Below are 25,838 nucleotides of genomic sequence, written 5' to 3'. Positions count from 1 at the left end.
GAATATCTGGCTAACAATACAGCGTCCATACCTTTACCATTGATTTAGTGTAAAGAGAGGTCAAGAAAATGATTACTACCCGAACAGCCAAACAATGCGGACAAGCAGATTTCGGCTGGCTGCAGGCCCGCTACACCTTTTCCTTTGGACACTACTTTGACCCTAAACTGTTAGGCTACGCCTCTTTGCGCGTGCTCAACCAGGAAGTTCTGGCACCCGGCGCGTCGTTTCAACCGCGTACCTACCCGAAAGTCGATATCCTGAACCTGATTCTGGAAGGGGAAGCGGAATATCGTGACAGTGACGGCAACCATGTGCAGGCAAAGGCCGGTGAAGCGCTGCTGATATCCACTCAACCAGGGGTGAGTTATAGCGAGCACAATTTGAGTAAAGAGGGTTCGCTGACGCGGATGCAGCTGTGGCTGGATGCCTGCCCGCAGCGGGAAAATCCGCTACTGCAGAAGATGGCTATCGCGGATAGCGGGCAACAGCTGCTCGCTTCGCCTGACGGCGCGCACAACAGTTTACAGCTGCGTCAGCAGGTCTGGATCCACCATCTCGATCTCGCCAAAGGCGAGCAGGTTGATGTCCAGCTGCACGGGCCGCGCGCTTACCTGCAATCGATTCATGGAACGGTGCATGCCGTTGCCCATGAAGAAGAAAAACAGGCCCTGACCTGCGGTGACGGGGCATTTATTCGTGACGAAGCTAACATTACCCTCGTTGCCGACACGCCTTTGCGCGCTTTACTGATAGATTTACCGGTGTAATAACGGGAGTTATGGAGTCTGTCAGTGAGTAAGCATAAGAAGAAAGCAAAGAAAACCGTGTCGTCGCCCGAGCCGCTGTTAACGGAGCCAACGCAGGCCGTAAGTTTTGGCTATGAAGAGATGCTAAGCGAACTGGAAGCAATTGTTTCAGAAGCCGAAATTCGGATTCAGGACGAAGAAAACGCCGCCTGAACGGCCACCGTCAGAAATAGCAAAACGCCCATGCAGATTGCGCTATATGGGCGTTTTTGCATGATTGAAGCTGACCGCTAAGCCGCGTTCTTTTCATCGAGAACGGAGTGGACAGTCATTCATCTGCTCTTTCCTCCCGGAACCGGAAAGTAAAAACCCCCGCCATTTCTGGCGAGGGTTCTCTGAAGAAGTTGAAGCTGACCGATAAGCCGCTTTCTTTTCATCGAGTACGGAGTGGACAGTCATTCATCTGCTCTTTCCTCCCGGAACCGGAAAGTAAAAACCCCCGCCATTTCTGGCGAGGGTTCTCTGAAAAAGTTGAAGCTGGCCAATAAGCCGCTTTCTTTTCATCGAGTACGGAGTGGACAGTCATTCATCTGCTCTTTCCTCCCGGAACCGGAAAGTAAAAACCCCCGCCATTTCTGACGAGGGTTCTCTGAATGAGTTGAAGCTGCCCAATAAGCCGCTTTCTTTTCATCGAGTACGGAGTGGACAGTCATTCATCTGCTCTTTCCTCCCGGAACCGGAAAGTAAAAACCCCCGCCATTTCTGGCGAGGGTTCTCTGAATGAGTTGAAGCTGGCCAATAAGCCGCGTTCTTTTCATCGAGAACGGAGTGGACAGTCATTCATCTGCTCTTTCCTCCCGGAACCGGAAAGTAAAAACCCCCGCCATTGCTGGCGAGGGTTCTCTGAAGAAGTTGAAGCTGACCGATAAGCCGGGTTCTGTCGTGGACAGTCATTCATCTAGGCCAGCAATCGCTCACTGGCTCAAGCAGCCTACCCGGGTTCAGTACGGGCCGTACCTTGTGAACCCCTATTTGGCCTTGCTCCGGGTGGAGTTTACCGTGCCGCGAACTGTTACCAGTCGCGCGGTGCGCTCTTACCGCACCCTTTCACCCTTACCTGATCCCGCTTGCGCGGGCCATCGGCGGTTTGCTCTCTGTTGCACTGGTCGTGGGTTTCCCCCCCAGGCGTTACCTGGCACCCTGCCCTATGGAGCCCGGACTTTCCTCCCCTCCGCCCGTCTCCCCCGAGGAGGACGACGACGAAGCGGCGACTGTCTGGTCAGCTTCGGCGCGAAGTATAAAAGGTTTACCGCCGGTTGTCATCCTTCCATCACAATCCCGACCTGCAAAGTCGCAGCAACATTCCGTGAAGCGCGATAAATATTGTCCGAAGCGCCGCGGAAGGCCTCTTCCAGGCTCGTGATAGTGGTCAACACGCTGAACACCGCATCGATACCATACTGATGCACCACGCCGACATCGCGGGTCAGACTACCAGCAATACCAATCACCGGCTTATGGTACTTTTTCGCCACGCTGGCAACGCCGACCGGGACCTTACCGCTAATGCTTTGACTGTCGAGCCTTCCTTCACCGGTCACCACCAGAGAACAGTCAAGAATATGCTCTTCCAGATTCAGCGCCTGGGTCACAATCTCGATACCGCTACGTAGTTCCGCATTCAGAAATGCCATCAGCGCCGCCCCCATGCCACCTGCGGCACCGGCTCCGGCGACCTCTTTGACATCGACACGCAGAGTTCGCTTAATCACATCCGCATAGTGCTCAAGATTACGATCCAGCTCGAGAATCATCGCTTCCGTCGCCCCTTTTTGCGGGCCGAAAATCCACGACGCGCCCGTCTCGCCAGTCAGTGGATTAGAGACATCGCAGGCCACGCGAATTGAACACTCCTGCAACCGAACATCCAATGCAGACAGGTCGATCGAGTTCAGGCAAGCAAGGCTGCCGCCGCCGTCACCAATATCAACGCCGTTCGCATCATGAAGCCGCGCGCCCAGCGCCTGCACCATCCCCGCGCCACCGTCGTTGGTCGCACTGCCACCAATGCCAATAATGATATTTCTCGCCCCATGCTCCAGCGCCTGCAAAATCAGCTCACCGGTGCCACGCGAGGTCGTCAACAGCGGATTGCGCTGCGCGGGAGGCACCAGCCCCAGCCCGCTGGCCGCCGCCATTTCAATAAACGCGGTTTGCCCATCCCCGGAAAGCCCCCAGCAGGCATCAACCGGCACGCCCAGCGGCCCCGTCACACAAGCGCTCATTTTGGTTCCCTGCGTCGCGGCGATCATCGCCTCAACGGTACCTTCTCCGCCATCGGCGAGGGGGACCTTTACATAGAGCGCATCGGGGAAAATCTCCCGAAAACCTTTTTCTATAGCCTGTGCAACCTCAGTAGCCGAGAGGCTTTCTTTATAAGAGTCTGGGGCGATTACGATTTTCATAGTTATTAGCCTGACAGTGCCGCGCAAGGCAAGAATGACAGGGCGCCATCCGCGCCCTTCTTGTTAGCGAGTGACTTCCACTTTCGCCAGTTTCTCGTAGTAACACGCAAGCGCGCTGTGGTCGGCGGTACCCAGGCCGTCAGCGCGCAGCGCCTGCATCATCTCCATCACCGCCGCGGTCAGCGGCAGCTGCGCCCCCACGCCGTGGGACGTATCCAGCGCATTCGCCAGATCTTTGATATGCAAATCGATACGGAAGCCCGGTTTAAAGTTGCGATCCATCACCATGGGCGCTTTGGCATCCAGCACGGTGCTGCCGGCCAGACCGCCGCGGATTGCCTGATACACCAGATCGGGATTCACGCCTGCTTTGGTCGCCAGGGTCAATGCTTCAGACATCGCCGCGATATTCAGCGCCACGATCACCTGGTTGGCCAGCTTGGTCACGTTGCCCGCGCCGATATCGCCGGTATGCACGACAGAGCCCGCCATCGCTTTCAGCAGGTCATAATATTGTTCAAAAATCGCTTTATCACCACCAACCATGACGGACAGAGTCCCGTCAATGGCCTTCGGCTCGCCGCCGCTTACCGGCGCATCCAGCATATTTACGCCTTTCGCCTTTAACGCATCGCTGATTTCACGGCTCGCCAGCGGTGCAATAGAGCTCATATCAATCAGCACGGTGCCCGGTTTCGCCCCTTCAATAATGCCGCCTTCGCCCAGCGCCACCTCTTTCACATGCGGAGAGTTCGGCAGCATGGTGATGATCACCTCACACTGCTCAGCTATCGCTTTCGCCGAAGCGGCGGTTTCAGCGCCTGCGGCAATCACTTCTGCGATGGCTTCCGGATTACGATCGGCAACCACCAGCGAGTAACCCGCTTTGAGGAGGTTTTTACTCATGGGTTTACCCATGATGCCAAGGCCAATAAAACCAACTTTCATTGTCATGTCTTTATCTCTCTTGTTGCGGTGGCGGTTATTTCTTAAAGGAATCAGCCAGTTTCTGCGTGGCGGAGCGGAATACGCCCAGATCGCTGCCGACGGCGACAAAGGTTGCGCCCCATTCCAGATAGCGACGCGCATCCGCTTCTACCGGCGCCAGAATACCGCTCGGCTTGCCATGCTTTTTCGCGCTTGCAAAAATGTGCTGGATAGCCTGCTGGACCTGCGGGTGAGAGGCGTTGCCCAGATGTCCCAGCGCGGCGGCCAGATCGCTTGGGCCGACAAAAATACCGTCAACGCCCGCAGTCGCAGCGATCGCATCAACGTTATCCACCCCCTGCTGGCTTTCAATTTGTACCAGGATGGTGATGTTTTGGTTCGACTGCGCGAAGTAATCCGGCACCGTGCCAAACATATTGGCGCGGTGCGACACGGAAACGCCGCGAATGCCTTCTGGCGGGTAGCGGGTGGCGGCGACAGCGTTAATCGCTTCTTCTTCGCTTTCCACGAACGGGATCAAAAAGTTATAGAAACCAATATCCAGCAGGCGCTTAATGATCACCGGTTCGTTGGTCGGTACGCGCACAACCGGCGCGCTGGCGCTGCCTTTCAGCGCCATCAGCTGGGGGATAAAGGTGGAGATATCGTTCGGCGCATGTTCGCCGTCCAGCACCAGCCAGTCGAAACCGGCCAGGCCTAACACTTCAGTCGTGATAGGGCTGGCCAGGGCGGACCAGCAGCCAATTTGAATCTGATGCGCCGCCAGGGCCGCCTTAAATTTATTCGGGAAGATATCGTTATTCATCACTTATACCTTGTCACTTAACCGTTAATTATTTCTGCAGTTCCACAAATTGAATGTTGCCGATGATAAACGGATAGTAAATCATTGCCATCAGGCCAAACATCCGATGAAGATTAGCGCTGCGTTAAATGAGAGCATTGCACTTCATTTATTTATTTTTGGTGTCTCTCTTAATTATTTATAAACCGAGATCAGAAGCACTCGATTTACTCATCCGGTGCATAGCAAGCATGACTCAGTATAATCAGCTGACGGCCAGAGAACACCGTGCAAAAAACCCATAAAATGGAATGAATAATCATTAAAATTGTGCATCCGCCATAATCAGTGGGCGCTGATGCACAGTTCCAGCGTTTTCCCTTTGCCGCAATTTTGCTCCCGCAACAATGAGTGACAGGGATCACACATCTAAATCAAAACAGCTGACATTCTTTGCCGAGGAAATTCGTTCATCAGAAACTGAATAGCCGTTTTATTTTATTATTCGCACCTTGCTGGAGAATACTGGACAATGGCCGACATTGAAATCAGGCAGGAATCGCCGACGGCGTTTTATATAAAAGTACACGAAACGGATAATGTAGCGATTATTGTTAACGATCGCGGTTTAAAAGCCGGAACGCGTTTCCCTGACGGACTGGCGCTCATCGAACATATCCCGCAAGGTCACAAAGTAGCATTGGTTGATATTCCCATACATGGTGAAATCATCCGCTATGGCGAAGTCATTGGCTACGCGGTGCGCGACATCCCGCAGGGCAGCTGGATTGACGAATCGCTGGTCGAACTGCCGAAAGCGCCGCCGCTGAACACGCTACCGCTGGCAAACAAAGTTCCGGAGCCTCTGCCTGCGCTGACCGGCTACACCTTTGAAGGGTATCGCAACGCCGATGGCAGCGTCGGCACCAGAAACCTGCTCGGTATCACTACCAGCGTGCACTGCGTCGCGGGCGTCGTCGATTATGTGGTGAAAATTATTGAACGAGACCTGCTGCCGAAATACCCGAATGTCGACGGCGTGGTCGGTCTCAACCACCTGTATGGCTGCGGCGTGGCAATCAACGCCCCGGCCGCCGTGATCCCTATCCGCACGATCCATAACCTCGCGCTAAATCCCAATTTCGGCGGTGAAGTCATGGTGGTTGGGCTCGGCTGTGAAAAGCTCCAGCCGGAGCGCCTGCTCCAGGGCACCGAAGATGTCCAGCCCATTGCCGTCGACAGCGCCAGTATCATCCGCCTGCAGGATGAACAGCATGTTGGGTTCCAGTCAATGGTTGACGATATTTTGCAGGTCGCAGAACGGCATCTGGCAAAACTGAATGCCCGCCAGCGTGAAACCTGTCCGGCTTCTGAACTGGTGGTGGGCATGCAGTGCGGCGGCAGCGATGCCTTTTCCGGCGTGACCGCCAACCCGGCGGTGGGCTACGCTTCCGACCTGTTGGTCCGCTGCGGAGCGACCGTCATGTTCTCTGAGGTCACTGAGGTTCGCGATGCTATCCATCTGCTGACGCCGCGGGCGATCAACGAGGAAGTGGGCAAGCGTCTGCTCGAAGAGATGGCCTGGTACGATAACTACCTCGATTCAGGTCAGACCGATCGCAGCGCCAATCCCTCCCCCGGGAATAAGAAGGGCGGCCTGGCGAACGTGGTGGAAAAGGCGCTGGGTTCGATCGCCAAATCCGGCAAGAGCGCGATTGCCGAGGTCCTCTCACCGGGCCAGCGCCCAACCAAACGCGGCCTGATCTTCGCGGCTACCCCGGCCAGCGACTTCGTCTGCGGCACTCAGCAGGTTGCTTCAGGGATCACGGTTCAGGTGTTTACAACCGGGCGCGGCACGCCGTATGGTCTGGTCGCCGTGCCGGTCATCAAGATGGCAACCCGCACCGAGCTGGCAAACCGCTGGTATGACTTAATGGATATCAACGCCGGAACTATCGCCACCGGTGAAGAGACGATTGAAGAGGTTGGCCAGAAGCTGTTTGGGTTTATTCTTGATGTCGCCAGCGGCCGTAAGAAAACCTTCTCCGATCGGTGGGGCCTGTATAATCAGCTGGTGGTGTTTAACCCGGCGCCGGTGACCTGATTGCCGGTCAGGCGGCGCGACGCCAGCCGCCTGACCGCAGCCCCTCTCCCCCACAGGAAGGGGGTCTATGCCACGTTCTGGCGCTTCACCAGTCGCACATCAATCCCGCTCTTACGCAGCCCTTCCAGACTTTCCGTCGGAATGCCTTCATCGACGATGATCATATCAATTCGTTGCGTATCGATAATCTTATGCAGGCTCGAACGGTTAAATTTGGTGGAATCGGTGACGACGATAATGCGTTCCGCCACTTCACACATCCGCCGGTTCAGGCGTGCCTCATCTTCATTATGGGTGCTCACGCCGCGATCGAGGTCGATGGCGTCGACGCCGAGAAAAAGCATATCGAAGTGGTAATTCAGCAAAGACTGTTCGGCCTGATCGCCATAAAACGACTGCGACTGGCGGCGCAGATGTCCACCGGTCATTAACAGCTCCACCCCTTCGGCATCCAGCAGCGCATTCGCCACATTCATCCCGTTGGTCATCGCAATAATATCCGTATGCTGATGTAGCATACGGGCGATTTCATAGGTGGTAGTCCCGGAGTCGAGAATAATACGATGCCCCGGTTGAATCAGTTCTACCGCTGCCCGCGCGATGCTGCGCTTCACTGCGGTATTGAGCGAACTTTTATCTTCCACCGACGGTTCGGCAGCCGGCATTGTTCCATCGCAGATCAGCGCGCCACCGTAGGCGCGAACCGCAATCCCCTGCTTTTCAAGGAAGGCCAGATCGTTGCGAATCGTCACCGTCGAGACACCGTATAAAAGAGAAAGATCGTTTACCTGCACGCTTCCCTGCTGCCGTAAGCGCTGGATAATCTGCTCACGCCTTTCACTGGTGCCGATGATGCGCTTATCTGCAGAAGAGTCGGTACCGCTCATAAGTATTCCTTTCATCAAATCTTTCGTTTCATTTCGTTTGGTCTATTAACACCTTTCTTTTAACGGAATGCAAGCCCCATAACGCCAGAGAGCAGCGCAACGTCCACCGCTGAAACCTTTCATTATGTTTCTTTTGTGAAACAGATCGGAAAACCATTATCTTTCGTTTTATTTTTACATCACCATGATGCAGTATTAAATGAAACAAAACGAAAGATTAATCTCATTACCATCCGAAATGGAGAGGAAAGTGAAACATCTGACAAAAATGGTGGCCCAGCATAAACAAGGTGGAGGCAACGGTATTTATGCCGTCTGTTCCGCCCATCCCCTGGTACTTGAGGCCGCCATTCATTACGCCCGGGCGCAGCAGACCCCGTTACTGATTGAAGCCACATCCAATCAGGTCGATCAGTTCGGCGGTTATACCGGCATGACGCCGGCCGATTTCCGCGGTTTTGTCCACCAGCTTGCCGACTCGCTCGATTTTCCCCAATCACAGCTGATCCTCGGCGGCGATCACCTTGGGCCCAACCGCTGGCAAACCCTGCCCGCGGCCCAGGCGATGGCGAATGCCGATGATTTAATAAAAAGCTACGTCGCCGCCGGTTTTAAAAAGATCCACCTCGATTGCAGTATGTCCTGCGAAGGTGATCCGGTGCCGTTAACCGATGACATCGTCGCTGAACGCGCCGCGCGGCTGGCTCAGGTGGCGGAAGAGACCTGCCGTGAACGTTTCGGCAAACCTGACCTGGTCTACGTCATCGGCACCGAAGTCCCCGTCCCGGGCGGGGCTCATGAAACCCTGACCGAGCTACAGGTCACGACGCCTGATGCGGCGCGTGCGACGCTGGAAGCACATCGGCAGGCCTTTGAGCAACGCGGGCTGACCCACATCCGGCCACGCATCATCGGGTTAGTAGTACAGCCCGGCGTCGAATTCGACCACACGCATATTATCGACTATCAACCGCAGCGAGCGGAAGCGCTTAGCGCCATGGTTGAAGACTATGACGCGCTGGTCTTCGAAGCCCACTCTACCGATTACCAGACGCCGCAGGCGCTGCGGCGTCTGGTTAAAGATCACTTTGCCATTTTGAAGGTTGGCCCGGCGCTCACCTTCGCCCTGCGTGAAGCACTGTTCTCACTGGCGGCAATAGAGGAAGAGTTGCTGCCTGCGAAGGCCTGCTCCGGGCTGCGTCAGGTGCTGGAAAACGTGATGCTCGACCGCCCGGAATACTGGCAAAACCACTATCACGGCGATGGTCATGCGCGACGTCTGGCGCGAGGCTACAGCTATTCAGACCGCGTGCGCTACTACTGGCCGGATCGGCAAATCGATGAGGCCTTTGCACGCCTGGTGCGTAATCTCGCGGACTGGCCGCTCCCGCTGCCGCTCCTCAGTCAGTATATGCCGCTGCAGTACCTCAAAGTTCGCGAGGGCGATCTCAAGGCGGAACCGCGAGAACTCATCCTCGATCACATTCAGGACATACTGCAGCAGTACCACGCCGCCTGTGTGGGCGTTACGTCCCATAACGCATAACAACGAAGAGGAAAACGCGATGCCAAACATTGTCTTAAGCCGTATTGATGAACGTTTGATCCACGGTCAGGTGGGTGTCCAGTGGGTCGGATTTGCGGGAGCAAACCTGGTACTGGTGGCCAATGATGAGGTTGCTGAAGACCCGGTACAGCAAAACCTGATGGAAATGGTCCTGGCAGAAGGGATCGCCGTACGCTTCTGGTCACTGCAAAAGGTCATCGACAATATCCACCGCGCCGCCGATCGACAAAAGATTCTGCTGGTCTGCAAAACACCAGCCGATTTCCTACGCCTTGTCGAAGGCGGAGTTCCCGTCACACGTATCAACGTAGGAAATATGCACTACGCCAATGGCAAACAACACATTGCCAAAACGGTTTCTGTAGACGCTGGCGATATTGCGGCGTTTAACGGTCTGAAGGCCGCCGGGGTGGAATGCTTTGTTCAGGGCGTTCCGACAGAACCCGCTTTGGATCTCTTTAAACTACTCTGAGGGATTCATAATGGAAATCAGTCTGTTGCAGGCATCTGCGTTGGGCATTCTGGCCTTTATTGCGGGCCTGGATATGTTCAATGGTTTAACACATATGCACCGTCCGGTGGTGCTCGGCCCGCTGGTTGGCCTGATTCTGGGCGATCTGCATACCGGCATTTTAACCGGCGGTACGCTGGAACTGGTCTGGATGGGGCTGGCCCCGCTGGCCGGTGCTCAGCCGCCAAACGTGATTATCGGTACCATCGTCGGCACCACCTTTGCCATTACCACCGGCGTGAAACCTGACGTTGCCGTCGGTGTCGCCGTGCCCTTCGCCGTCGCAGTACAAATGGGGATCACCTTCCTGTTCTCGGTGATGTCAGGGGTGATGTCTCGCTGCGACCGGATGGCCGCGAATGCTGATACCCGCGGTATTGAACGGGTTAACTATCTGGCGCTGCTGGCTCTGGGGATTTTCTATTTTCTCTGCGCTTTCCTGCCGATCTATTTCGGCGCGGAACATGCGAAAACGGCCATTGATGTCCTGCCTGCGCGCCTGATCGACGGTCTCGGCGTGGCTGGCGGCATTATGCCTGCTATCGGCTTCGCTGTTCTGCTGAAAATCATGATGAAAAACGTCTATATCCCCTATTTTATCATCGGTTTTGTCGCCGCTGCCTGGCTGAAGCTGCCGGTGCTGGCCATTGCCGCCGCGGCGCTGGCAATGGCACTCATAGACCTGCTGCGTAAATCTCCTGAACCGACTGCATCTGCGGCACAGAAAGAGGAATTCGAAGATGGCATCTAATCAAACCACTCTGCCAGGCGTCTCCGCTCCTGAAGAGACGTTGCTTTCCGGCGTGAATGAAAACGTCTACGAAGACCAGAGTCTCGGTGCGGAGCTGACGAAAAAAGACATTAACCGTGTCGCCTGGCGGTCCATGCTTTTACAGGCCTCGTTCAACTATGAGCGTATGCAGGCTTCAGGCTGGCTGTACGGTCTGCTGCCCGCGTTGAAAAAGATCCATACCAATCAACGCGACCTGGCACGCGCCATGAAAGGGCATATGGGATTCTTCAACACCCACCCTTTCCTGGTGACTTTTGTTATCGGCATCATTCTCGCCATGGAACGTTCCAAGCAGGATGTAAACAGCATTCAGAGCACCAAAATTGCCGTGGGTGCCCCGCTCGGCGGGATTGGCGATGCCATGTTCTGGCTGACGCTACTGCCCATCTGCGGCGGGATTGGGGCCAGCCTCGCGTTACAAGGATCTATCCTCGGCGCGGTGGTGTTTATTGTGCTGTTTAACGTGGTACATCTCGGATTGCGTTTTGGTCTTGCACACTACGCGTACCGTATGGGCGTAGCGGCGATCCCGTTGATTAAAGCCAATACCAAAAAAGTCGGACACGCGGCGTCTATTGTTGGCATGACGGTAATTGGCGCGCTGGTGGCCACCTATGTCCGCCTCAGCACCACGCTGGAGATCACCGCGGGTGATGCAGTCGTGAAGCTGCAAACCGATGTCATCGATAAGCTGATGCCAGCGTTTCTTCCACTGGTTTATACCCTGACTATGTTCTGGCTGGTGCGCCGCGGCTGGAGCCCGTTGCGCCTCATCGCGCTCACCGTTGTGCTGGGCGTTGTGGGTAAATTCTGTCACTTCCTGTAAAGACAAAGAGGTATTCGATGTTAGGCATTATTTTAACGGGGCATGGCGGCTTTGCCAGCGGTATGGCAATGGCGATGAAGCAAATTCTGGGTGAACAATCGCAGTTTATTGCCATCGACTTTCCAGAAACCTCAACCACGGCCCTGCTGACTGCGCAGCTTGAGCAGGCCGTCAACGCACTGGATGCTCAGGACGATATCGTTTTTCTGACCGACCTCCTGGGGGGGACCCCCTTTCGCGTAGCCTCGACGCTGGCAATGCAAAAACCCGGGCGCGAGGTGATTACCGGCACTAATTTGCAGCTGCTGCTTGAAATGGTGCTGGAACGCGAAGGGCTGAACAGCGAGGCGTTTCGCCTGCAGGCGCTGGAATGCGGGCATCGCGGGTTAACCAGTCTGGTCGATGAACTGGCGCGCTGTCGCGAAGAGAAACCTGTTGAGGAAGGAATATGACGCAAATTCTGCGTGCCAGACGCTTGCTAACCGAGCAGGGCTGGCTTGCCGATCATCAGCTTCGTATGGAAGCTGGCGTTATCACCGCCATCGAGCCCGTTCCCATTGGCGTCACCGCTCGCGATGCCGATCTGCTTTGCCCGGCCTACATCGATACGCATGTCCACGGCGGCGAGGGTATTGATGTGATGGACGAGGCACCGGAAGCACTCGACAGGCTGGCGATGTATAAAATTCGTGAAGGAGTGGGAGCCTGGCTCCCCACTACCGTCACCGCGCCGTTGCAGACCATCCAGCGTGCGCTGGAACGTATAGCCCGGCGTACGCTTTCCGGCGGCCCCGGCGCCCTGGTATTGGGGAGCTATCTTGAAGGCCCCTATTTCACGCCAGAGAATAAAGGTGCTCATCCGCCTGAGTTGTTCCGCGAACTGGATATCGCCGAGCTGGATACGCTGATTGCTCGCTCCCGGCAAACGCTGCGGGTCGTGGCCCTGGCGCCGGAAAAACCGGATGCCATACGGGCTATTCGCCATCTTAAACAGCAGGGTATCCGCGTCATGCTCGGCCATAGCGCTGCTACCTATGCACAGACCCGAGCGGCCTTTACCGCAGGCGCTGATGGGCTGGTGCATTGCTACAACGGCATGAGCGGATTACATCATCGGGAGCCTGGCATGGTCGGCGCCGGATTAACCACCCGGCAGGCATGGCTGGAACTTATCGCCGATGGCCATCATGTTCATCCTGCCGCCATGCAGCTGTGTTGCAGCTGCGCCAGAGAGAGGCTGGTCCTGATCACCGATGCGATGCAGGCAGCCGGCATGCCGGATGGCCACTATTCGTTGTGCGGCGAAGAGGTAGAAATGCGCAAGGGCATCGTACGCACCGCTTCCGGCGGCCTCGCGGGCAGCACACTCTCTCTTGATGCCGCCGTTCGCAACATGGTTGAACAAGCGGGGGCCACGCCGGAGCAGGCAATTCATATGGCATCGCTCCACCCTGCTCGTCTGTTGGGTATCGACGATCGGCTGGGATCGCTGCGTCCGGGAAAATACGCGAACGTTATTGCACTGGACGACCGCCTGCATCTGCAAAAGATCTGGATTCAGGGACAGGCGCTCCCCCTTTAAATCTTTCGTTATGTATCACATTGGCCTTTGGCGTTGTACCGAAAGGCCTTTTCTTTCCTTTCTGAAATAACGGCAATCTGATAATAAAAACAGATAATCTATTGTTTATCAGTCACATAAAAACATAAAAACTTCAAAGATCACAGTTTTCGTTTTATTTCTAACTTCCTCCATTGAACTTTCGATTTCTTTCCTATAGATTTTATCTAACTGATTACATGAATAAGTGAAACGAAACGAAAGATAGCGACATTTTTGCCAGCGTCTGATGTGGAATTCACACGACTAAGGACTAAGTTATGCCTGAAACCTATACCGCCGCCTTTGCCTCGACCGGCACCTGGACTGAAGCAGAGATTCGTCAACAGCCCTCCTGCTGGCTTCGCTCACTCAACAACATCGACAATCATCGTGCAACGATCGACAGCTTCCTCGCCCCGCTGCTGCGCAAAAACGATCTGCGGATCGTCCTGACTGGCGCAGGCACCTCCGCCTTTATCGGCGAGATCATCGCGCCCTGGCTGTCGCGCCATAGCGGAAAAAATATCAGCGCTATCCCGACGACTGACCTGGTCACCAACCCCATGGACTATTTTAACGCCGCACATCCGCTGCTGCTGGTCTCCTTTGCCCGCTCCGGCAATAGCCCGGAGAGCGTCGCCGCCGTTGAGCTGGCCAATCAGTTCGTAGCGGAATGCTACCACCTGTCGATTACCTGTAATGAAGCCGGCAGCCTGTACCAAAATGCGGTGAGCAGCGATAACGCCTTTGCGCTATTGATGCCGGCAGAAACACATGATCGCGGCTTCGCAATGACCAGCAGTATCACCACCATGATGGCAAGCTGCCTTGCGGTATTCGCGCCGCAGACGATCAACAGCAATACCTTCCGTGACGTAGCGGATCGTTGCCAAAAGATTCTCACGTCGCTGGGTGATTTTAGCGATGGGGTGTTTGGTTATGAGCCGTGGAAACGAATCGTCTATCTTGGCAGCGGTGGATTACAGGGCGCGGCTCGTGAATCGGCCCTCAAGGTCCTGGAGCTGACCGCCGGCAAGCTGGCGGCGTTTTATGACTCTCCAGCCGGCTTCCGCCACGGGCCTAAATCGCTGGTGGATAATGAAACGCTGGTTGTGGTGATGGTGTCCAGCCATCCCTATACCCGCCAGTACGATCTCGATCTACTGGCCGAACTGCGTCGCGACAACCAGGCCATGCGCGTGGTGGCGATAGCGGCCGAAAACGACGCCGCCGTCGAAGCCGGCCCACACATCCTGTTACCGCCGTCTTCCCGCACCTTTAGCGATGTCGAGCAGGCATTCTGCTTCCTGATGTATGCCCAGACGTTTGCGCTCGCACAATCTATCCGCGTTGGTAATACCCCGGATACCCCTTCCGCCAGCGGCACGGTTAACCGCGTGGTGCAAGGTGTTGTCATTCACCCCTGGAATGCTTGAGAGGAACGCATCATGAGTATCATTTCGACGAAATATCTCCTGCTGGATGCCCAGGCAAAAGGCTATGCGGTCCCGGCATTCAACATTCATAACGCCGAGACGATCCAGGCGATCCTCGAAGTCTGCAGCGAAATGCGATCGCCAGTGATCCTTGCAGGAACGCCGGGCACGTTTAAGCACATCGCGCTGGAGGAGATCTATGCGCTATGCAGCGCTTACTCCACCACCTACGACATGCCTCTGGCGCTGCATCTCGATCATCATGAATCGCTGGAAGATATTACCCGTAAAGTGAATGCCGGCGTTCGTAGCGCCATGATCGATGGTAGCCATTTCCCGTTTGCTGAGAATGTCCGGCTGGTGAAATCGGTCGTGGATTTTTGCCATGCCCGTGATTGCAGCGTCGAAGCAGAGCTCGGACGCCTGGGCGGCGTGGAAGATGATATGAGCGTTGATGCTGAAAGCGCTTTTCTGACCGATCCGCAGGAGGCAAAGCGTTTTGTTGAATTGACCGGAGTCGACAGTCTCGCGGTGGCAATCGGCACCGCCCACGGGCTCTATAGCAAAACGCCAAAAATTGACTTCCAGCGTCTGGCGGAAATCCGTGAGGTCGTGGACGTTCCCCTGGTGCTGCACGGCGCAAGCGACGTACCTGACGATTACGTTCGCCGCACCATCGAACTGGGGGTATGTAAAGTCAACGTCGCCACCGAGCTAAAAATCGCCTTTGCCGCGGCGGTCAAAAAATGGTTCGCCGACAACCCGCAGGGTAACGATCCTCGCTACTACATGCGCGTCGGTATGGATGCCATGAAAGAGGTGGTCAGACACAAAATCACCGTCTGCGGCTCAGCCAGCCGTCTGCTGCTCCCCGCTGAAGCCTGATAGCTTTCTCAGGCGGCCCTGCCCCCCAGCGTTATTCACGACAGGATAACGCTGACGACCGCTGATAAAACGAAAATAAAGGACCTCTGCCCCATGAAAAAAGCGCTCAATGTTTCGTTGCTCGCCCTGTTTATGTCACCGGGCGCCTTCGCAGCGAACTATGCACTGAATAACGACAATATGGCTTTCTCATTCGATGATGCCAGCTCGGCTGTTGTCGTTAAAGATACGCATTCCGGCCATCAGTTGTCGCCTCAGGAACCATTCTTTCTGACGCTACCAGATGAGACCGTCATCCATACGGCTGATTTTAAAATCAGCCGCGTTGAGAAAAAAGAGAATACGCTGGTAGTGACGTACATCCATCCCGATTTCAACGTGACCATGACGCTGAATTTGCTGAAAGACAAGTACGCCAGTATCAATTACACCATTGCCGCGGTTGGCAAAGCGCGGAATGTCGCGAAAATCACCTTCTTCCCGACCAAAAAACAGGCACAGGCGCCTTACGTGGATGGCGCTATTAACAGTTCACCGATTATTGCCGATACGTTTTTCATGTTGCCGAATAAACCTGTCGTCAATACTTATGCCTATGAAGGCACCACCAACCTTAACGTTGAACTTAAAACGCCCGTTCAGCCAGAAACGCCGGTGAGCTACACCACCTGGTTTGGCACCGTGGCAGAAACCAGCCAGCTGCGCCGCAGCGTCAACCAGTTTATCGATGCCGTTCGCCCACGGCCTTATAAACCCTACCTCCACTACAATAGCTGGATGGACATCGGCTTCTTTACCACCTACACCGAGCAGGACGTGCTGGGACGTATGGATGAATGGAATAAAGCGTTTATTACCGGCCGCGGCGTACCTCTCGATGCCTTCCTGCTGGATGATGGCTGGGACGATCGTACCGGTAGGTGGCTATTTGGCCCGGCATTCAGTCAGGGTTTCGGTAAGGTCAGGGAGAAAGCGGACAGCCTGCATAGTTCCGTCGGTTTATGGCTCTCACCGTGGGGAGGCTACAATAAACCGCGCGATATTCGCGTCTCTCATGCCAAAGAGTATGGTTTTGAAACGGTCGACGGTAAATTTGCGCTCTCCGGGCCTCGTTATTTCAAGAACTTCAATGAACAGATCGCCAGTCTGATTAAGAACGAACACATCACCTCCTTCAAACTGGACGGCATGGGCAACGCCAACTCACATATTAAGGGTAGCCCGTTTGCTTCCGATTTTGATGCCTCCATCGCCCTGCTACACAACATGCGTAGCGCAAACCCGAACCTGTTTATCAACCTGACGACCGGCACCGATGCCAGCCCGTCATGGCTGTTCTATGCCGATTCGATCTGGCGCCAGGGCGATGATATCAATCTGTACGGTCCCGGAACGCCGGTACAGCAGTGGATGACCTATCGCGACGCGGAAACCTGGCGCTCAATCGTGAGAAAGGGGCCGTTATTCCCACTTAATTCCTTGATGTACCATGGCATTGTCAGTGCAGAAAATGCCTACTACGGACTGGAAAAAGTGCAGACCGACGGCGATTTTGCCGATCAGGTGTGGAGCTATTTCGCGACGGGGACCCAGCTACAAGAGCTGTACATCACGCCGTCCATGTTGAACAAAGCCAAGTGGGACGTTCTGGCAGAGGCCGCTAAATGGTCGCGTGAAAATGCCCACGTGCTGGTGGACACACACTGGGTCGGCGGCGATCCGACGGCGCTTGAGGTATATGGCTGGGCATCCTGGAGCAAAGACAAGGCGATACTGGGACTGCGTAACCCTTCTGATAAACCGCAAAGTTACTACCTGAATCTGACAAAGGACTTTGAAATTCCTCAAGGCGAAGCAACCCGGTTCACCCTGACCGCTCGCTACGGCAGTAACCCAACGGTTCCGGAGCATTATCAGGACGCCGTGGTGATTACGCTACAGCCGCTACAAACGCTGGTTTTTGAAGCCACGCCGATCAAATAAGATCAATGGCCCGGTGTTCCCGGGCCTGTCTCTTATCCCTGCTGCTCCAGCGCATATTTATACAGCGCATTTTTCTTCACGCCGTGAATTTCAGCGGCCAGCGCGGCGGCTTTTTTCAGCGGCAGCTCCGCCTGCAGCAGGGCCAGCGTACGCAGCGCGTCTGCGGGCAGGGCCTCTTCCTGCGCTTTAAATCCTTCGACGATCAGTACCATCTCGCCTTTACGCCGGTTCTCATCCTCTTTCACCCACGCCAGCAGCTCGCCAATTGGCGCACCGTGAATGGATTCCCAGGTTTTGGTCAGCTCGCGCGCCAGCACCACATAGCGGGACTCTCCCAGCACCGTGCAGATATCTTCCAGGCTTTCCAGTAAACGGTGGGTTGATTCGTAAAAGATAATCGTACGCGGCTCTTCTTCCAGCGCCTTCAGCGTATCGCGACGCCCTTTTGATTTTGCCGGCAGGAACCCTTCGTAGCAGAAACGATCGGAAGGCAGGCCTGCCGCGCTGAGCGCAGCAATGGCGGCACAGGGGCCCGGAAGCGGCACCACGCGGATATTTGCCTCGCGACAGGCCCGTACCAGGTGATAGCCCGGATCGTTGATCAGCGGAGTCCCGGCGTCAGACACCAGCGCAATGTTCTGCCCGTCTTTTAATTTCGCCAGAAGTGTTTCAGCTTTTTGCTGTTCATTATGGTCGTGCAGCGCAAATAAACGGGCGTTAATCGCAAAATGCTGGAGCAGCAAACCGGTGTGGCGGGTGTCTTCCGCGGCAACTAAATCAACGGCTTGTAACACTTCCAGGGCACGCTGCGTGATATCAGACAGATTTCCGATCGGAGTGGGCACAATATAGAGCTGCCCCTGAGAATTATCTGCTGATTCGTGTTGTTTCATTGTCTCGTCCGTATTGCCGAATTAATATTGAGCATTGAGCCAAAAAAATATCACTGGATACATATGGTACCGTCAACATTTCTTCGTTCTAAACCCGCGCGTTGTCTGCCCGTACTGCTGGCTGCTTTGATCTTCGCTGGCTGCGGCACCCATACCCCGGATCAAAGCACGGCGTTTTTACAGGGTACGGCACAGGCAGATTCCAGTTACTACCTACAGCAAATGCAGCAAAGCTCGAATGATAGCAAGACCAACTGGCAATTACTCGCCATTCGTGCACTGTTACAGGAAGGCAAAAAGCAGCAGGCCATCGACCTGTTCAACCAGCTGCCGTCTAATCTCAACGGTACCCAGGCCCGCGAGCAATCTCTGCTGGCCGTCGAAGTGAAGCTGGCGCAGAACGATTTCCAGGGCGCTCAGGCGCTGCTGGCGAAGCTCGATCCCGCCAGTTTTGAGCACAATCAGCAGCCGCGATACTGGCAGGCGCAGATTGATGCCAGCCAGGGCCGCCCGTCAATTACGCTGCTGCGTACCCTGATCGCCCAGCAGCCGCTGCTGAGTCAGGCGAAACAACAGCAGCAGAATATCGACGCGACCTGGAAAGCGCTCACCTCAATGACCCAGGATCAGGCTAACGCGCTGATCATCAATGCCGATGAAAACGTCCTGCAGGGATGGCTGGATCTGCAACGCATGTGGTTTGACAACCGTAACGATCCCACCCTACTCAAAGCCGGCGTGAAAGACTGGCAAACCCGCTATCCGCAGAACCCTGGCGCGAAAATGCTGCCAACGGCGCTGGTGAATATGCAAAATTATAAACCGGCTTCAACCAATAAGATCGCGCTCCTGCTGCCGCTCAACGGCCAGGCCGCGGTCTTCGGCCGTACCATCCAGCAAGGCTTTGAAGCGGCGAAAAATGGCGCGCCGACCGTCGCCGGAAGCGCCGTTCCTGCCCAGGTTGCGCAGGCCGCCAATGTCGCCAGTAGCGACGTCGTGAGCCCTTCGCAGGCGGAAGTGGGCGACCTGACCTCAGCCAATACCGCGCCGGTCCCTGTTCAGGCGCCAGCGGCCGATCGGGCTCCGGTGACGGCAGCGGCCGCCACTCAGGCCGCTGCTGCGCCGGAGCAGTCAGCCACCAGCGACGCCGCCGCGACGACCGCACAACCTGCGGTCAGCGCACCGCAGGCCCAGCCGGTTGCCACCACCCCGGCCAATCCTTCGGCTGAACTGAAAATTTACGACACCACCACGCAACCAATGAGTCAGCTGCTCGCGCAGGTACAGCAGGATGGCGCCACCCTCGTCGTCGGCCCGCTGCTCAAAGATAACGTCGAGGAGGTCATCAAGAGCAACACCTCGCTCAACGTGCTGGCGCTGAACCAGCCGGAGAAAGTCGAAAATCGCGCCAATATTTGCTATTTCGCCCTCTCGCCGGAAGATGAAGCCCGTGACGCGGCGCGCCATATTCACGATCAGGGCAAACAAACGCCGCTGCTGCTGGCGCCTCGCGGCGCGCTCGGCGATCGCGTGGTGAACGCCTTTGCCAACGAGTGGTTAAAACTGGGTGGCGGAACCGTTCTGCAGCAGCGCTTTGGTTCAGCTTCTGAGCTGAAATCCAGCGTCAACAGCGGTATCTCTCTGAGCGGAACGCCCGTTTCTACGCTGCCGTCAGCGTCTGACAGCAGCCTCGGCAACCCGGAAGATGTCCCGGTCAGCAGTAGCGGTGGCGTCGACGCCGCCTGGATCCTGGCGACGCCGGAACAGATTGCCTATATCAAACCGATGATCGCCCTGCGCAACGGCAGCCAGAGCAATGTCACCCTGTACGCCAGCTCCCGTAGCGCCCAGGGCACTGCCGGCCCAGATTTCCGCCTGGAGATGGAAGGTTTGCAGTATAGTGAGATCCCGATGCTGGCCGGCAGCAACCCGGCGCTGATGCAGCAGGCGCTCTCCGCCGTGCGCAACGATTATTCACTGGCTCGCCTGTATGCAATGGGCGCGGATGCCTGGTCGCTGGCTAACCATTTCGCCCAGATGCGCCAGACGCCGGGCTTCGAGCTGAACGGTAACACCGGCGATCTGACGGCCACGCAGGACTGCGTGATCAACAGGAAATTGTCATGGCTCAAGTACCAACACGGACAGATCGTCGCAGCCAACTAACCAAACAGACCGGAGATGCCTGGGAAAACCAGGCTCGCCGGTGGCTGGAAAGCCGGGGGCTGCATTTTATCGCCGCCAACGCCCGTGAGCGGGGCGGTGAAATTGACCTCATCATGCGCGATGGCGCGGTAACCGTTTTTGTGGAAGTGCGCTATCGGCGCAGCGCAAGCTACGGGGATGCCGCCTCCAGCGTCACGCAAAAAAAACAACAAAGACTCCTCCAGGCTGCTCGCCTGTGGCTCTCCCGGCAGAATGGGAGCTTTGACACTGTGGATTGCCGTTTCGATGTGGTAGCCTTCACCGGAAACGACATCCAATGGCTGAGAAACGCCTTTGGCGAATAGCGTAAATGAATTAAGGGATCCCGTGCTCGATAGAATTAAAGCCTGCTTTACTGAAAGCATTCAAACCCAAATTGCAGCAGCGGAAGCTCTCCCGGATGCCATCTCCCGTGCGGCCTTGACCCTGGTACAGTCGCTGCTTAATGGCAACAAAATCCTCTGTTGTGGCAATGGCACCTCTGCCGCCAACGCACAGCATTTTGCTGCCAGCATGATTAATCGTTTTGAAACAGAGCGTCCTGGTTTACCCGCCATTGCACTAAATACCGATAATGTGGTCTTAACCGCAATTGCCAACGATCGCCTGCACGACGAAATCTACGCCAAGCAGGTTCGCGCGTTAGGCCATGCAGGTGATGTTCTGCTGGCCATTTCCACGCGCGGCAATAGTCGGGACATCGTGAAAGCCGTTGAAGCTGCCGTCACCCGCGATATGACCATCGTCGCACTCACCGGCTACGACGGCGGTGAGCTGGCTGGCCTGCTGGGCCAGCAGGATGTCGAAATCCGCATTCCGTCTCATCGCAGCGCGCGAATTCAGGAAATGCATATGCTCACCGTTAACTGCCTGTGCGATTTGATTGATAACACGCTTTTTCCACACCAGGACGATTAAGGAGAACACATGAAGGCTCTCTCGCCCCTCGCCATCATTCTTTCTGCGCTACTGCTACAAGGATGCGTTGCCGCAGCGGTAGTCGGAACGGCAGCTGTCGGCACCAAAGCCGCCACGGACCCGCGTACGGTAGGTACTCAGGTTGATGACAGTACGCTGGAACTGCGCGTCAACAGCGCGCTGTCGAAAGACGAGCAAATTAAGAAACAGGCCCGGATTAACGTTACCGCCTATCAGGGCAAAGTCCTGCTGACCGGTCAGTCTCCGGTGGCGGATCTCTCCGCGCGCGCGAAACAAATTGCGATGGGCGTCGAAGGGACAACGGAAGTCTTTAACGAAGTACGTCAGGGCCAGCCGATTGGTTTAGGTACCGCCTCTTCCGATACCTGGATTACCACAAAAGTACGCTCCCAGCTGCTGGGCACCGATCAGGTCAAATCGTCAAACGTCAAAGTAACGACCGAGAATGGCGAAGTGTTCCTGATGGGTCTGGTCACGGACCGTGAAGGCCGTGCGGCGGCAGATATCGCCAGCCGGGTCAGCGGCGTGTCGCGCGTGACCACCGCCTTTACCTATATCAAGTAAGTAGCAAAAATAGTCCCGGCTCGCGCAATGCTGAGCCGGGTGACTAACCGGGCAAGGCGGTAGCCGCAGCCCGGGATTTCATCAAAGTAACGCCAGTCCGCCAACCACCGCACCACATAGCGCCACCAGCCCACCGGTCAGCCACAGCGCTTTCGCCGGAAAAGCCTTACGCAACATAATCAACGACGGCACGCTGACCGCAGGCAACGTGATGAGCAGCGCCAGCGCCGGGGCAAACCCCATTCCCGCCAGCATCATGGTCTGGACGATAGGGATCTCCGCCGCGGTAGGGATGACAAACAGACAGCCGGCTATCGCCATCGCCACCACCCAGAACAGGGTATTCCCCACCACGCCATCGGCATGCGGGAACAGCCAGACGCGCGCCGCCCCCAGCACCAGGACCGCCAGAATATAGACCGGGATAGTATTCCAGAACAGGGTCCAGAGCGCCCTCAGCCAGCGGGATAAAAAAGGTCCCTGCGCGGTATCATCGACAGCCGGAAGATCTGACGGTTGCGTTGCCGCCTCTTTGACCCATTTTTGCACCAGCGTCGCCACGATCAACACCGTTGCCAGCCCGGCAACCAGGCGAATCAACGCAAACTGCCAGCCCAGCACAAACCCCATAAACACCAGCGTTGCCGGATTCAGCAACGGGTTGCCCATCCAGAACGCCAGTGCGCCGCCCATCGATACCTGCTGCTTACGCATTCCCGCCGCAACCGGTGCGGCGCAGCAAGTACACATCATACCGGGCAGAGAAAACAGCACGCCTGAGAGCGTACCGCGAAATCGAGACTGGCCCAACGTACGCAGCAGCCAGTCGCGCGGGATCAGCACCTGAATCAGCGAACCAAGCAGGACGCCCAGCACCGCCGCTTTCCAGACCGCCAGGAAGTAGACCGCCGCGTAGTCCCATGCCGCTTTGAACGGATTGGCATCGGCCTGGGCGAGGATCGATTTACCGATACTGTGCGTTTCTGCGGCCGTAAACGCCTTGCCATAGTAAGGCTGCCATTTGACGAACCACAGGCCAACGATGACAACGAGAAAAAAGAGCGCGGGCTTCCACCATTGAAACGGTGATGCCGCCTGAGATGAAGACTGACCAGCCATAGCATTCCCCAGGAAAGATGTGGTGATGTGAAGCGCAGAATACTACGCTTCGCTGGCCGCAATTTCACGCAGTTTTGCCGATGGCAGAATCGTCACGCCTTCCCGGCCTGGGGTCAGCGCTTCGCTAAGCATCGCCTGCGCCACCTCATGGGCATGGATAGATTTCCAGTTTCCCGGCAGCAGTCGGAACAATGGCGCCAGCACCGCTTCATTGGCCCTTTTTTGCTCTCGATCGCCCAGCAGCATCGACGGTCGCAAAATCGTCAGACGCGTCCACGGCTGCGCGCGCAGCGCCTCTTCCATTTCGCCTTTAACGCGGTTGTAGAAGAACATCGAATGCGGATTGGCCCCCATCGCGCTGACCACCAGCATGTGCTTTGCGCCCAGCCGTAGCCCGGTGAGCGCCGTATCCACCACCAGCCGGTAGTCAGCCTGAATGAAGGCGGCTTTACTGCCCGCGTCTCGCAACGTGGTCCCCAGGCAGCAAAACACGATATCGACGGGGTCAACAACCTGCGCCAGCGCATCACTCAACTGAGGCGCATGAGGATTCAGCACGCCCCCGGCATCCGCCAGCGGGCGGCGGGTCGCTGCGGTTATCGCCGCAATGCCCGGCGCCTGGATCAGCATTCGAAGTAAGTGCCCACCAACTAATCCGGTAGCCCCTGTTATTAGCACCTGGCTCATTATGCCCCCTGAAAAATCAGCCCTTCAGCGGCGGACGCCGCGGTAACAAGAGTATGTGGGAAAGATGGGACTCTGCACGTCCGTTACGGGCTTTCACTCGCTATCGGAATGACGTAGCCAGTGTAACTTGGTGCCGAACCCCAGCGTGTTATCGGTGAACTTGAGCTCATCCGGACGGATTTCCCAGACCGGCGCCCGCAGCATCCTGGCGATCGGAAAGCGGTTGACGTACCGCGCACGCATCACCGCTTCCTCATCACCTGAAAGACGACGAATTTCACCTTTGAACTGGACGCCGCGAATACGGGCAACGGTTTTCGGCTGGCCATTTACGGTGCCGGCGACCTTTGCGCGCTGGCCGGTCATCTGCCCGTGGCGGGTATTGTCATCACTGAGGAGATAGAAGGCGACGTTTTGCGAGTCATACACATAGAACGCATTGGCGCACCACAGCTCTTCCTCGCTGGCAACGCACCAGGTAATCACATGCTGTTTGCCAAGCCAGCGGCTGATAGCAGCGAGCGTATCCATCTTTACTCTCCGGTATGTTATGGTGCATCTACCTTAACATACCGATATTTCTACCGTGCGCTGGTTTCTCTATTTGATACGTACCGCCGATAATCGCCTTTACACCGGGATTACTACCGATGTTGCGCGCCGTTTTTGTCAGCATCAGGATGGCAAGGGAGCAAAAGCATTGCGAGGAAAAGGCGAACTGCAGCTGGCGTTCAGCCAGGAAGTTGGTGAACACTCACTTGCACTACGAGTGGAGTATCGCATCAAGCAGCTAACGAAGCGCCAGAAAGAGCGCCTCGTTGCCGGAGATGGTTCTTTTGAGACTCTGCTGGAGAGCCTCAGAGACGGTTAAAGCGATCGCTGTACTCTACCAGCCCATGCACCCCTTCCAGCGCGTCATCGGCCAACGGGCGCACCTGGAACGCCTCGGCGGTATCCGCCCAGCGGCAACGCAGATCGAAGCGGGCTGCCGGCTCAAAGCCGAGGCGGCCGTAGAAGGCCGGATCGCCCAGTGTCACCACTGCGGCATAGCTAAACTCATTCAATGAATCCAGCCCTTCGTAGACCAGCTGGCTGCCGATTCCCTGGCCGCGATAATTTTCATCTACCGCCAGCGGCGCCAGCCCAACCCACTGCAGTTCTTCGCCTTCAACGGAGACCGGGCTGAAGGCGGCATAGCCAATAACCTGCCCTTCATCATCTGTCGCCACCACGCCCAGCGTGATCAGACCGTCTTCACGTAAATCGTGCACCAGCTGCGCTTCGGCATCGCTGCCAAACGTACGGCGCAATAACGCGTCGATTCCCGGTGCATCAATCCCAATTTCAACTCGAATCAGCATGCCTCACCTACCGATGTCTGTTCAGGTTTCCGCGGGCCGTTCAGCCCCGCTTCAACAAAGTCAGCCAGCTGCAGCAGCATCACGCGCAGCGCTTTTGGCATCTGCTCCAGCTCAATGGCATCCATCAGGTTTTTTACATACAGCCCCAGCTCAGTATCACCTTCGATGACCAGCCGACGCTGGAAGAACAACGTATCCGGATCCTGCTTACGCGCGGCGATCATCAGCAGATCGCTGGCATCGGCGCTGAAGCTCACATCCGCTTCGGCCGTAGAGCTGACCACCAGACGCCCTTCGCTCACCGAGGTATACCACAGCAGACCGATATCACGCACATTAATACTTAACCAGCGGCCTTCGAGAAAATCCAGTTCGCCATCTTCCAGAGCCTGACGAAACTGCCAGCTTAATACCTGCTCCAGCACCTGGCGCTTGAGGGCAAAAGGCGCCAGCTTAACCGGCACGCTCATCAAAGACGGGCCAAAGTGGACCAGCCGGGAACGCAATTTATCCAACACAAGCCTTACTC

The 25,838-nt window shown here is 56.2% G+C and carries 27 protein-coding genes and 1 other RNA gene; 17 read left to right on the top strand and 11 right to left on the bottom strand.

Going from position 1 to position 25,838, the window contains the following annotated elements:
• The first annotated feature begins 68 nt into the window (after nt 1-68).
• Together AC007G_RS05140 and AC007G_RS05135 are read left to right on the top strand one after the other, a co-directional pair.
• On the top strand, nt 69-770 hold the full coding sequence (locus tag AC007G_RS05140; protein WP_046853423.1) for a pirin family protein: 702 nt from the start codon (nt 69-71) through the stop codon (nt 768-770).
• 57 nt (nt 771-827) lie between these two features.
• Nucleotides 828-962 (top strand): hypothetical protein, encoded by a 135-nt coding sequence (locus tag AC007G_RS05135; RefSeq protein ID WP_370594274.1) that lies wholly within the window; start codon nt 828-830, stop codon nt 960-962.
• A gap of 697 nt (nt 963-1,659) precedes the next feature.
• Here the strand turns inward: AC007G_RS05135 and rnpB are convergent.
• From rnpB to garL, 4 genes are all read right to left on the bottom strand, one after another.
• An RNA gene (rnpB, locus tag AC007G_RS05130) (RNase P RNA component class A) lies at nt 1,660-2,036 on the bottom strand.
• A gap of 32 nt (nt 2,037-2,068) precedes the next feature.
• Nucleotides 2,069-3,214, bottom strand: a complete 1,146-nt coding sequence (gene garK / locus AC007G_RS05125; protein ID WP_032690617.1) for a glycerate 2-kinase — start codon at nt 3,212-3,214, stop codon at nt 2,069-2,071.
• 63 nt (nt 3,215-3,277) lie between these two features.
• A complete protein-coding gene (gene garR / locus AC007G_RS05120; protein WP_032690616.1) occupies nt 3,278-4,168 on the bottom strand; it encodes a 2-hydroxy-3-oxopropionate reductase in 891 nt (296 codons plus the stop codon).
• A 28-nt stretch (nt 4,169-4,196) separates the two neighbouring features.
• A complete protein-coding gene (gene garL, locus AC007G_RS05115; protein WP_032690615.1) occupies nt 4,197-4,967 on the bottom strand; it encodes a 2-dehydro-3-deoxyglucarate aldolase in 771 nt (256 codons plus the stop codon).
• Nucleotides 4,968-5,478: 511 nt separating this feature from the next.
• On the opposite strand from garL, the gene garD reads away from it, so the two are divergent.
• Nucleotides 5,479-7,050: a galactarate dehydratase gene (gene garD / locus AC007G_RS05110; protein ID WP_142629927.1), complete on the top strand. Its 1,572-nt coding sequence runs from the start codon at nt 5,479-5,481 to the stop codon at nt 7,048-7,050.
• Between the two features lie 65 nt (nt 7,051-7,115).
• On the opposite strand, the gene AC007G_RS05105 is transcribed toward garD, so the two are convergent.
• Nucleotides 7,116-7,937 (bottom strand): DeoR family transcriptional regulator, encoded by an 822-nt coding sequence (locus tag AC007G_RS05105; protein ID WP_142629929.1) that lies wholly within the window; start codon nt 7,935-7,937, stop codon nt 7,116-7,118.
• A 238-nt stretch (nt 7,938-8,175) separates the two neighbouring features.
• Between AC007G_RS05105 and kbaZ the strand changes: the two genes are divergently transcribed.
• The 9 genes from kbaZ to AC007G_RS05060 all read left to right on the top strand — a co-directional run bounded on the left by kbaZ (nt 8,176) and on the right by AC007G_RS05060 (nt 17,541).
• Nucleotides 8,176-9,483, top strand: coding sequence for a tagatose-bisphosphate aldolase subunit KbaZ (kbaZ, locus tag AC007G_RS05100; protein ID WP_142629955.1), 1,308 nt, complete (start codon nt 8,176-8,178; stop codon nt 9,481-9,483).
• A gap of 19 nt (nt 9,484-9,502) precedes the next feature.
• Nucleotides 9,503-9,976 (top strand): PTS N-acetylgalactosamine transporter subunit IIB, encoded by a 474-nt coding sequence (gene agaV / locus AC007G_RS05095; RefSeq protein WP_032697453.1) that lies wholly within the window; start codon nt 9,503-9,505, stop codon nt 9,974-9,976.
• A gap of 10 nt (nt 9,977-9,986) precedes the next feature.
• Entirely contained in the window at nt 9,987-10,766 is a 780-nt protein-coding gene (gene agaW, locus AC007G_RS05090; RefSeq protein ID WP_032697452.1) for a PTS N-acetylgalactosamine transporter subunit IIC, read from the top strand.
• Nucleotides 10,756-11,634, top strand: a complete 879-nt coding sequence (gene agaE, locus AC007G_RS05085; protein WP_015585675.1) for a PTS N-acetylgalactosamine transporter subunit IID — start codon at nt 10,756-10,758, stop codon at nt 11,632-11,634. Before agaW ends, agaE begins: the two co-directional genes overlap by 11 nt.
• Nucleotides 11,635-11,651: 17 nt before the next feature.
• On the top strand, nt 11,652-12,086 hold the full coding sequence (agaF, locus tag AC007G_RS05080) for a PTS galactosamine/N-acetylgalactosamine transporter subunit IIA (RefSeq protein WP_032697451.1): 435 nt from the start codon (nt 11,652-11,654) through the stop codon (nt 12,084-12,086).
• Entirely contained in the window at nt 12,083-13,216 is a 1,134-nt protein-coding gene (gene nagA, locus AC007G_RS05075; protein WP_134934897.1) for an N-acetylglucosamine-6-phosphate deacetylase, read from the top strand. The genes agaF and nagA overlap by 4 nt, the downstream gene beginning before the upstream one ends.
• 299 nt (nt 13,217-13,515) lie before the next feature.
• Nucleotides 13,516-14,673: an SIS domain-containing protein gene (locus tag AC007G_RS05070; protein WP_032697449.1), complete on the top strand. Its 1,158-nt coding sequence runs from the start codon at nt 13,516-13,518 to the stop codon at nt 14,671-14,673.
• A 12-nt stretch (nt 14,674-14,685) separates the two neighbouring features.
• Complete coding sequence (gene kbaY / locus AC007G_RS05065) at nt 14,686-15,558, top strand: tagatose-bisphosphate aldolase subunit KbaY (RefSeq protein ID WP_032697448.1); 873 nt, start codon at nt 14,686-14,688, stop codon at nt 15,556-15,558.
• Between the two features lie 93 nt (nt 15,559-15,651).
• Nucleotides 15,652-17,541, top strand: a complete 1,890-nt coding sequence (locus AC007G_RS05060; protein ID WP_032698742.1) for an alpha-galactosidase — start codon at nt 15,652-15,654, stop codon at nt 17,539-17,541.
• 32 nt (nt 17,542-17,573) lie between these two features.
• On the opposite strand, the gene rsmI is transcribed toward AC007G_RS05060, so the two are convergent.
• Nucleotides 17,574-18,434: a 16S rRNA (cytidine(1402)-2'-O)-methyltransferase gene (gene rsmI, locus AC007G_RS05055; RefSeq protein WP_032698740.1), complete on the bottom strand. Its 861-nt coding sequence runs from the start codon at nt 18,432-18,434 to the stop codon at nt 17,574-17,576.
• A gap of 63 nt (nt 18,435-18,497) precedes the next feature.
• On the opposite strand from rsmI, the gene AC007G_RS05050 reads away from it, so the two are divergent.
• Genes AC007G_RS05050 through dolP form a run of 4 tightly spaced genes read left to right on the top strand, consistent with a single transcriptional unit; the run spans nt 18,498 to nt 22,142 of the window.
• The gene (locus AC007G_RS05050; RefSeq protein WP_142629933.1) at nt 18,498-20,600 is read left to right on the top strand and encodes a penicillin-binding protein activator; all 2,103 of its coding nucleotides are present in this window, start codon (nt 18,498-18,500) and stop codon (nt 20,598-20,600) included.
• Nucleotides 20,558-20,944 carry a YraN family protein gene (locus AC007G_RS05045; protein ID WP_004868021.1) on the top strand — a complete coding sequence of 129 codons (387 nt, stop codon included), beginning with the start codon at nt 20,558-20,560 and terminating at the stop codon, nt 20,942-20,944. The genes AC007G_RS05050 and AC007G_RS05045 overlap by 43 nt, the downstream gene beginning before the upstream one ends.
• A 22-nt stretch (nt 20,945-20,966) precedes the next feature.
• A complete protein-coding gene (gene diaA / locus AC007G_RS05040) occupies nt 20,967-21,557 on the top strand; it encodes a DnaA initiator-associating protein DiaA (protein ID WP_004868024.1) in 591 nt (196 codons plus the stop codon).
• A 9-nt stretch (nt 21,558-21,566) separates the two neighbouring features.
• The gene (gene dolP / locus AC007G_RS05035; protein ID WP_032690598.1) at nt 21,567-22,142 is read left to right on the top strand and encodes a division/outer membrane stress-associated lipid-binding lipoprotein; all 576 of its coding nucleotides are present in this window, start codon (nt 21,567-21,569) and stop codon (nt 22,140-22,142) included.
• Between the two features lie 81 nt (nt 22,143-22,223).
• On the opposite strand, the gene AC007G_RS05030 is transcribed toward dolP, so the two are convergent.
• The 3 genes from AC007G_RS05030 to AC007G_RS05020 form a co-directional block, all read right to left on the bottom strand.
• Complete coding sequence (locus AC007G_RS05030; RefSeq protein WP_032690597.1) at nt 22,224-23,261, bottom strand: permease; 1,038 nt, start codon at nt 23,259-23,261, stop codon at nt 22,224-22,226.
• Between the two features lie 42 nt (nt 23,262-23,303).
• Nucleotides 23,304-23,948, bottom strand: coding sequence for an NAD(P)H-binding protein (locus tag AC007G_RS05025; RefSeq protein WP_142629935.1), 645 nt, complete (start codon nt 23,946-23,948; stop codon nt 23,304-23,306).
• A 93-nt stretch (nt 23,949-24,041) separates the two neighbouring features.
• Nucleotides 24,042-24,479 (bottom strand): YhbP family protein, encoded by a 438-nt coding sequence (locus tag AC007G_RS05020; RefSeq protein ID WP_032690595.1) that lies wholly within the window; start codon nt 24,477-24,479, stop codon nt 24,042-24,044.
• Nucleotides 24,480-24,525: 46 nt separating this feature from the next.
• Between AC007G_RS05020 and AC007G_RS05015 the strand changes: the two genes are divergently transcribed.
• A complete protein-coding gene (locus AC007G_RS05015) occupies nt 24,526-24,819 on the top strand; it encodes a GIY-YIG nuclease family protein (RefSeq protein WP_180889097.1) in 294 nt (97 codons plus the stop codon).
• Here the strand turns inward: AC007G_RS05015 and AC007G_RS05010 are convergent.
• Both AC007G_RS05010 and ubiT read right to left on the bottom strand, forming a co-directional pair.
• Nucleotides 24,806-25,309, bottom strand: a complete 504-nt coding sequence (locus AC007G_RS05010; RefSeq protein WP_032690593.1) for a GNAT family N-acetyltransferase — start codon at nt 25,307-25,309, stop codon at nt 24,806-24,808. The two genes, AC007G_RS05015 and AC007G_RS05010, sit on opposite strands and share 14 nt — an antisense overlap.
• Nucleotides 25,303-25,827: a ubiquinone anaerobic biosynthesis accessory factor UbiT gene (gene ubiT / locus AC007G_RS05005; RefSeq protein ID WP_032690592.1), complete on the bottom strand. Its 525-nt coding sequence runs from the start codon at nt 25,825-25,827 to the stop codon at nt 25,303-25,305. Before ubiT ends, AC007G_RS05010 begins: the two co-directional genes overlap by 7 nt.
• Between the last annotated feature and the right edge of the window lie 11 nt (nt 25,828-25,838).

It is taken from the genome of Klebsiella sp. CSG-1 (assembly GCF_056521145.1).
The sequence above is the reverse complement of the archived record's forward strand: the minus strand, read 5'-3'. Positions and strand labels throughout refer to the sequence as shown.

Coding starts and splice junctions, on each gene's coding strand:
- garK (WP_032690617.1), bottom strand. CDS start 3,214: ATGAAAATCGTAATCGCCCCAGACTCTTATAAAGAAAGCCTCTCGGCT.
- AC007G_RS05140 (WP_046853423.1), top strand. CDS start 69: ATGATTACTACCCGAACAGCCAAACAATGCGGACAAGCAGATTTCGGC.
- AC007G_RS05030 (WP_032690597.1), bottom strand. CDS start 23,261: ATGGCTGGTCAGTCTTCATCTCAGGCGGCATCACCGTTTCAATGGTGG.
- AC007G_RS05025 (WP_142629935.1), bottom strand. CDS start 23,948: ATGAGCCAGGTGCTAATAACAGGGGCTACCGGATTAGTTGGTGGGCAC.
- AC007G_RS05020 (WP_032690595.1), bottom strand. CDS start 24,479: ATGGATACGCTCGCTGCTATCAGCCGCTGGCTTGGCAAACAGCATGTG.
- kbaZ (WP_142629955.1), top strand. CDS start 8,176: ATGGAGAGGAAAGTGAAACATCTGACAAAAATGGTGGCCCAGCATAAA.
- nagA (WP_134934897.1), top strand. CDS start 12,083: ATGACGCAAATTCTGCGTGCCAGACGCTTGCTAACCGAGCAGGGCTGG.
- AC007G_RS05070 (WP_032697449.1), top strand. CDS start 13,516: ATGCCTGAAACCTATACCGCCGCCTTTGCCTCGACCGGCACCTGGACT.
- dolP (WP_032690598.1), top strand. CDS start 21,567: ATGAAGGCTCTCTCGCCCCTCGCCATCATTCTTTCTGCGCTACTGCTA.
- AC007G_RS05060 (WP_032698742.1), top strand. CDS start 15,652: ATGAAAAAAGCGCTCAATGTTTCGTTGCTCGCCCTGTTTATGTCACCG.
- kbaY (WP_032697448.1), top strand. CDS start 14,686: ATGAGTATCATTTCGACGAAATATCTCCTGCTGGATGCCCAGGCAAAA.
- garR (WP_032690616.1), bottom strand. CDS start 4,168: ATGACAATGAAAGTTGGTTTTATTGGCCTTGGCATCATGGGTAAACCC.
- agaV (WP_032697453.1), top strand. CDS start 9,503: ATGCCAAACATTGTCTTAAGCCGTATTGATGAACGTTTGATCCACGGT.
- AC007G_RS05105 (WP_142629929.1), bottom strand. CDS start 7,937: ATGAGCGGTACCGACTCTTCTGCAGATAAGCGCATCATCGGCACCAGT.
- garD (WP_142629927.1), top strand. CDS start 5,479: ATGGCCGACATTGAAATCAGGCAGGAATCGCCGACGGCGTTTTATATA.
- garL (WP_032690615.1), bottom strand. CDS start 4,967: ATGAATAACGATATCTTCCCGAATAAATTTAAGGCGGCCCTGGCGGCG.
- agaE (WP_015585675.1), top strand. CDS start 10,756: ATGGCATCTAATCAAACCACTCTGCCAGGCGTCTCCGCTCCTGAAGAG.
- agaF (WP_032697451.1), top strand. CDS start 11,652: ATGTTAGGCATTATTTTAACGGGGCATGGCGGCTTTGCCAGCGGTATG.
- agaW (WP_032697452.1), top strand. CDS start 9,987: ATGGAAATCAGTCTGTTGCAGGCATCTGCGTTGGGCATTCTGGCCTTT.
- rsmI (WP_032698740.1), bottom strand. CDS start 18,434: ATGAAACAACACGAATCAGCAGATAATTCTCAGGGGCAGCTCTATATT.
- AC007G_RS05045 (WP_004868021.1), top strand. CDS start 20,558: ATGGCTCAAGTACCAACACGGACAGATCGTCGCAGCCAACTAACCAAA.
- AC007G_RS05050 (WP_142629933.1), top strand. CDS start 18,498: ATGGTACCGTCAACATTTCTTCGTTCTAAACCCGCGCGTTGTCTGCCC.
- AC007G_RS05010 (WP_032690593.1), bottom strand. CDS start 25,309: ATGCTGATTCGAGTTGAAATTGGGATTGATGCACCGGGAATCGACGCG.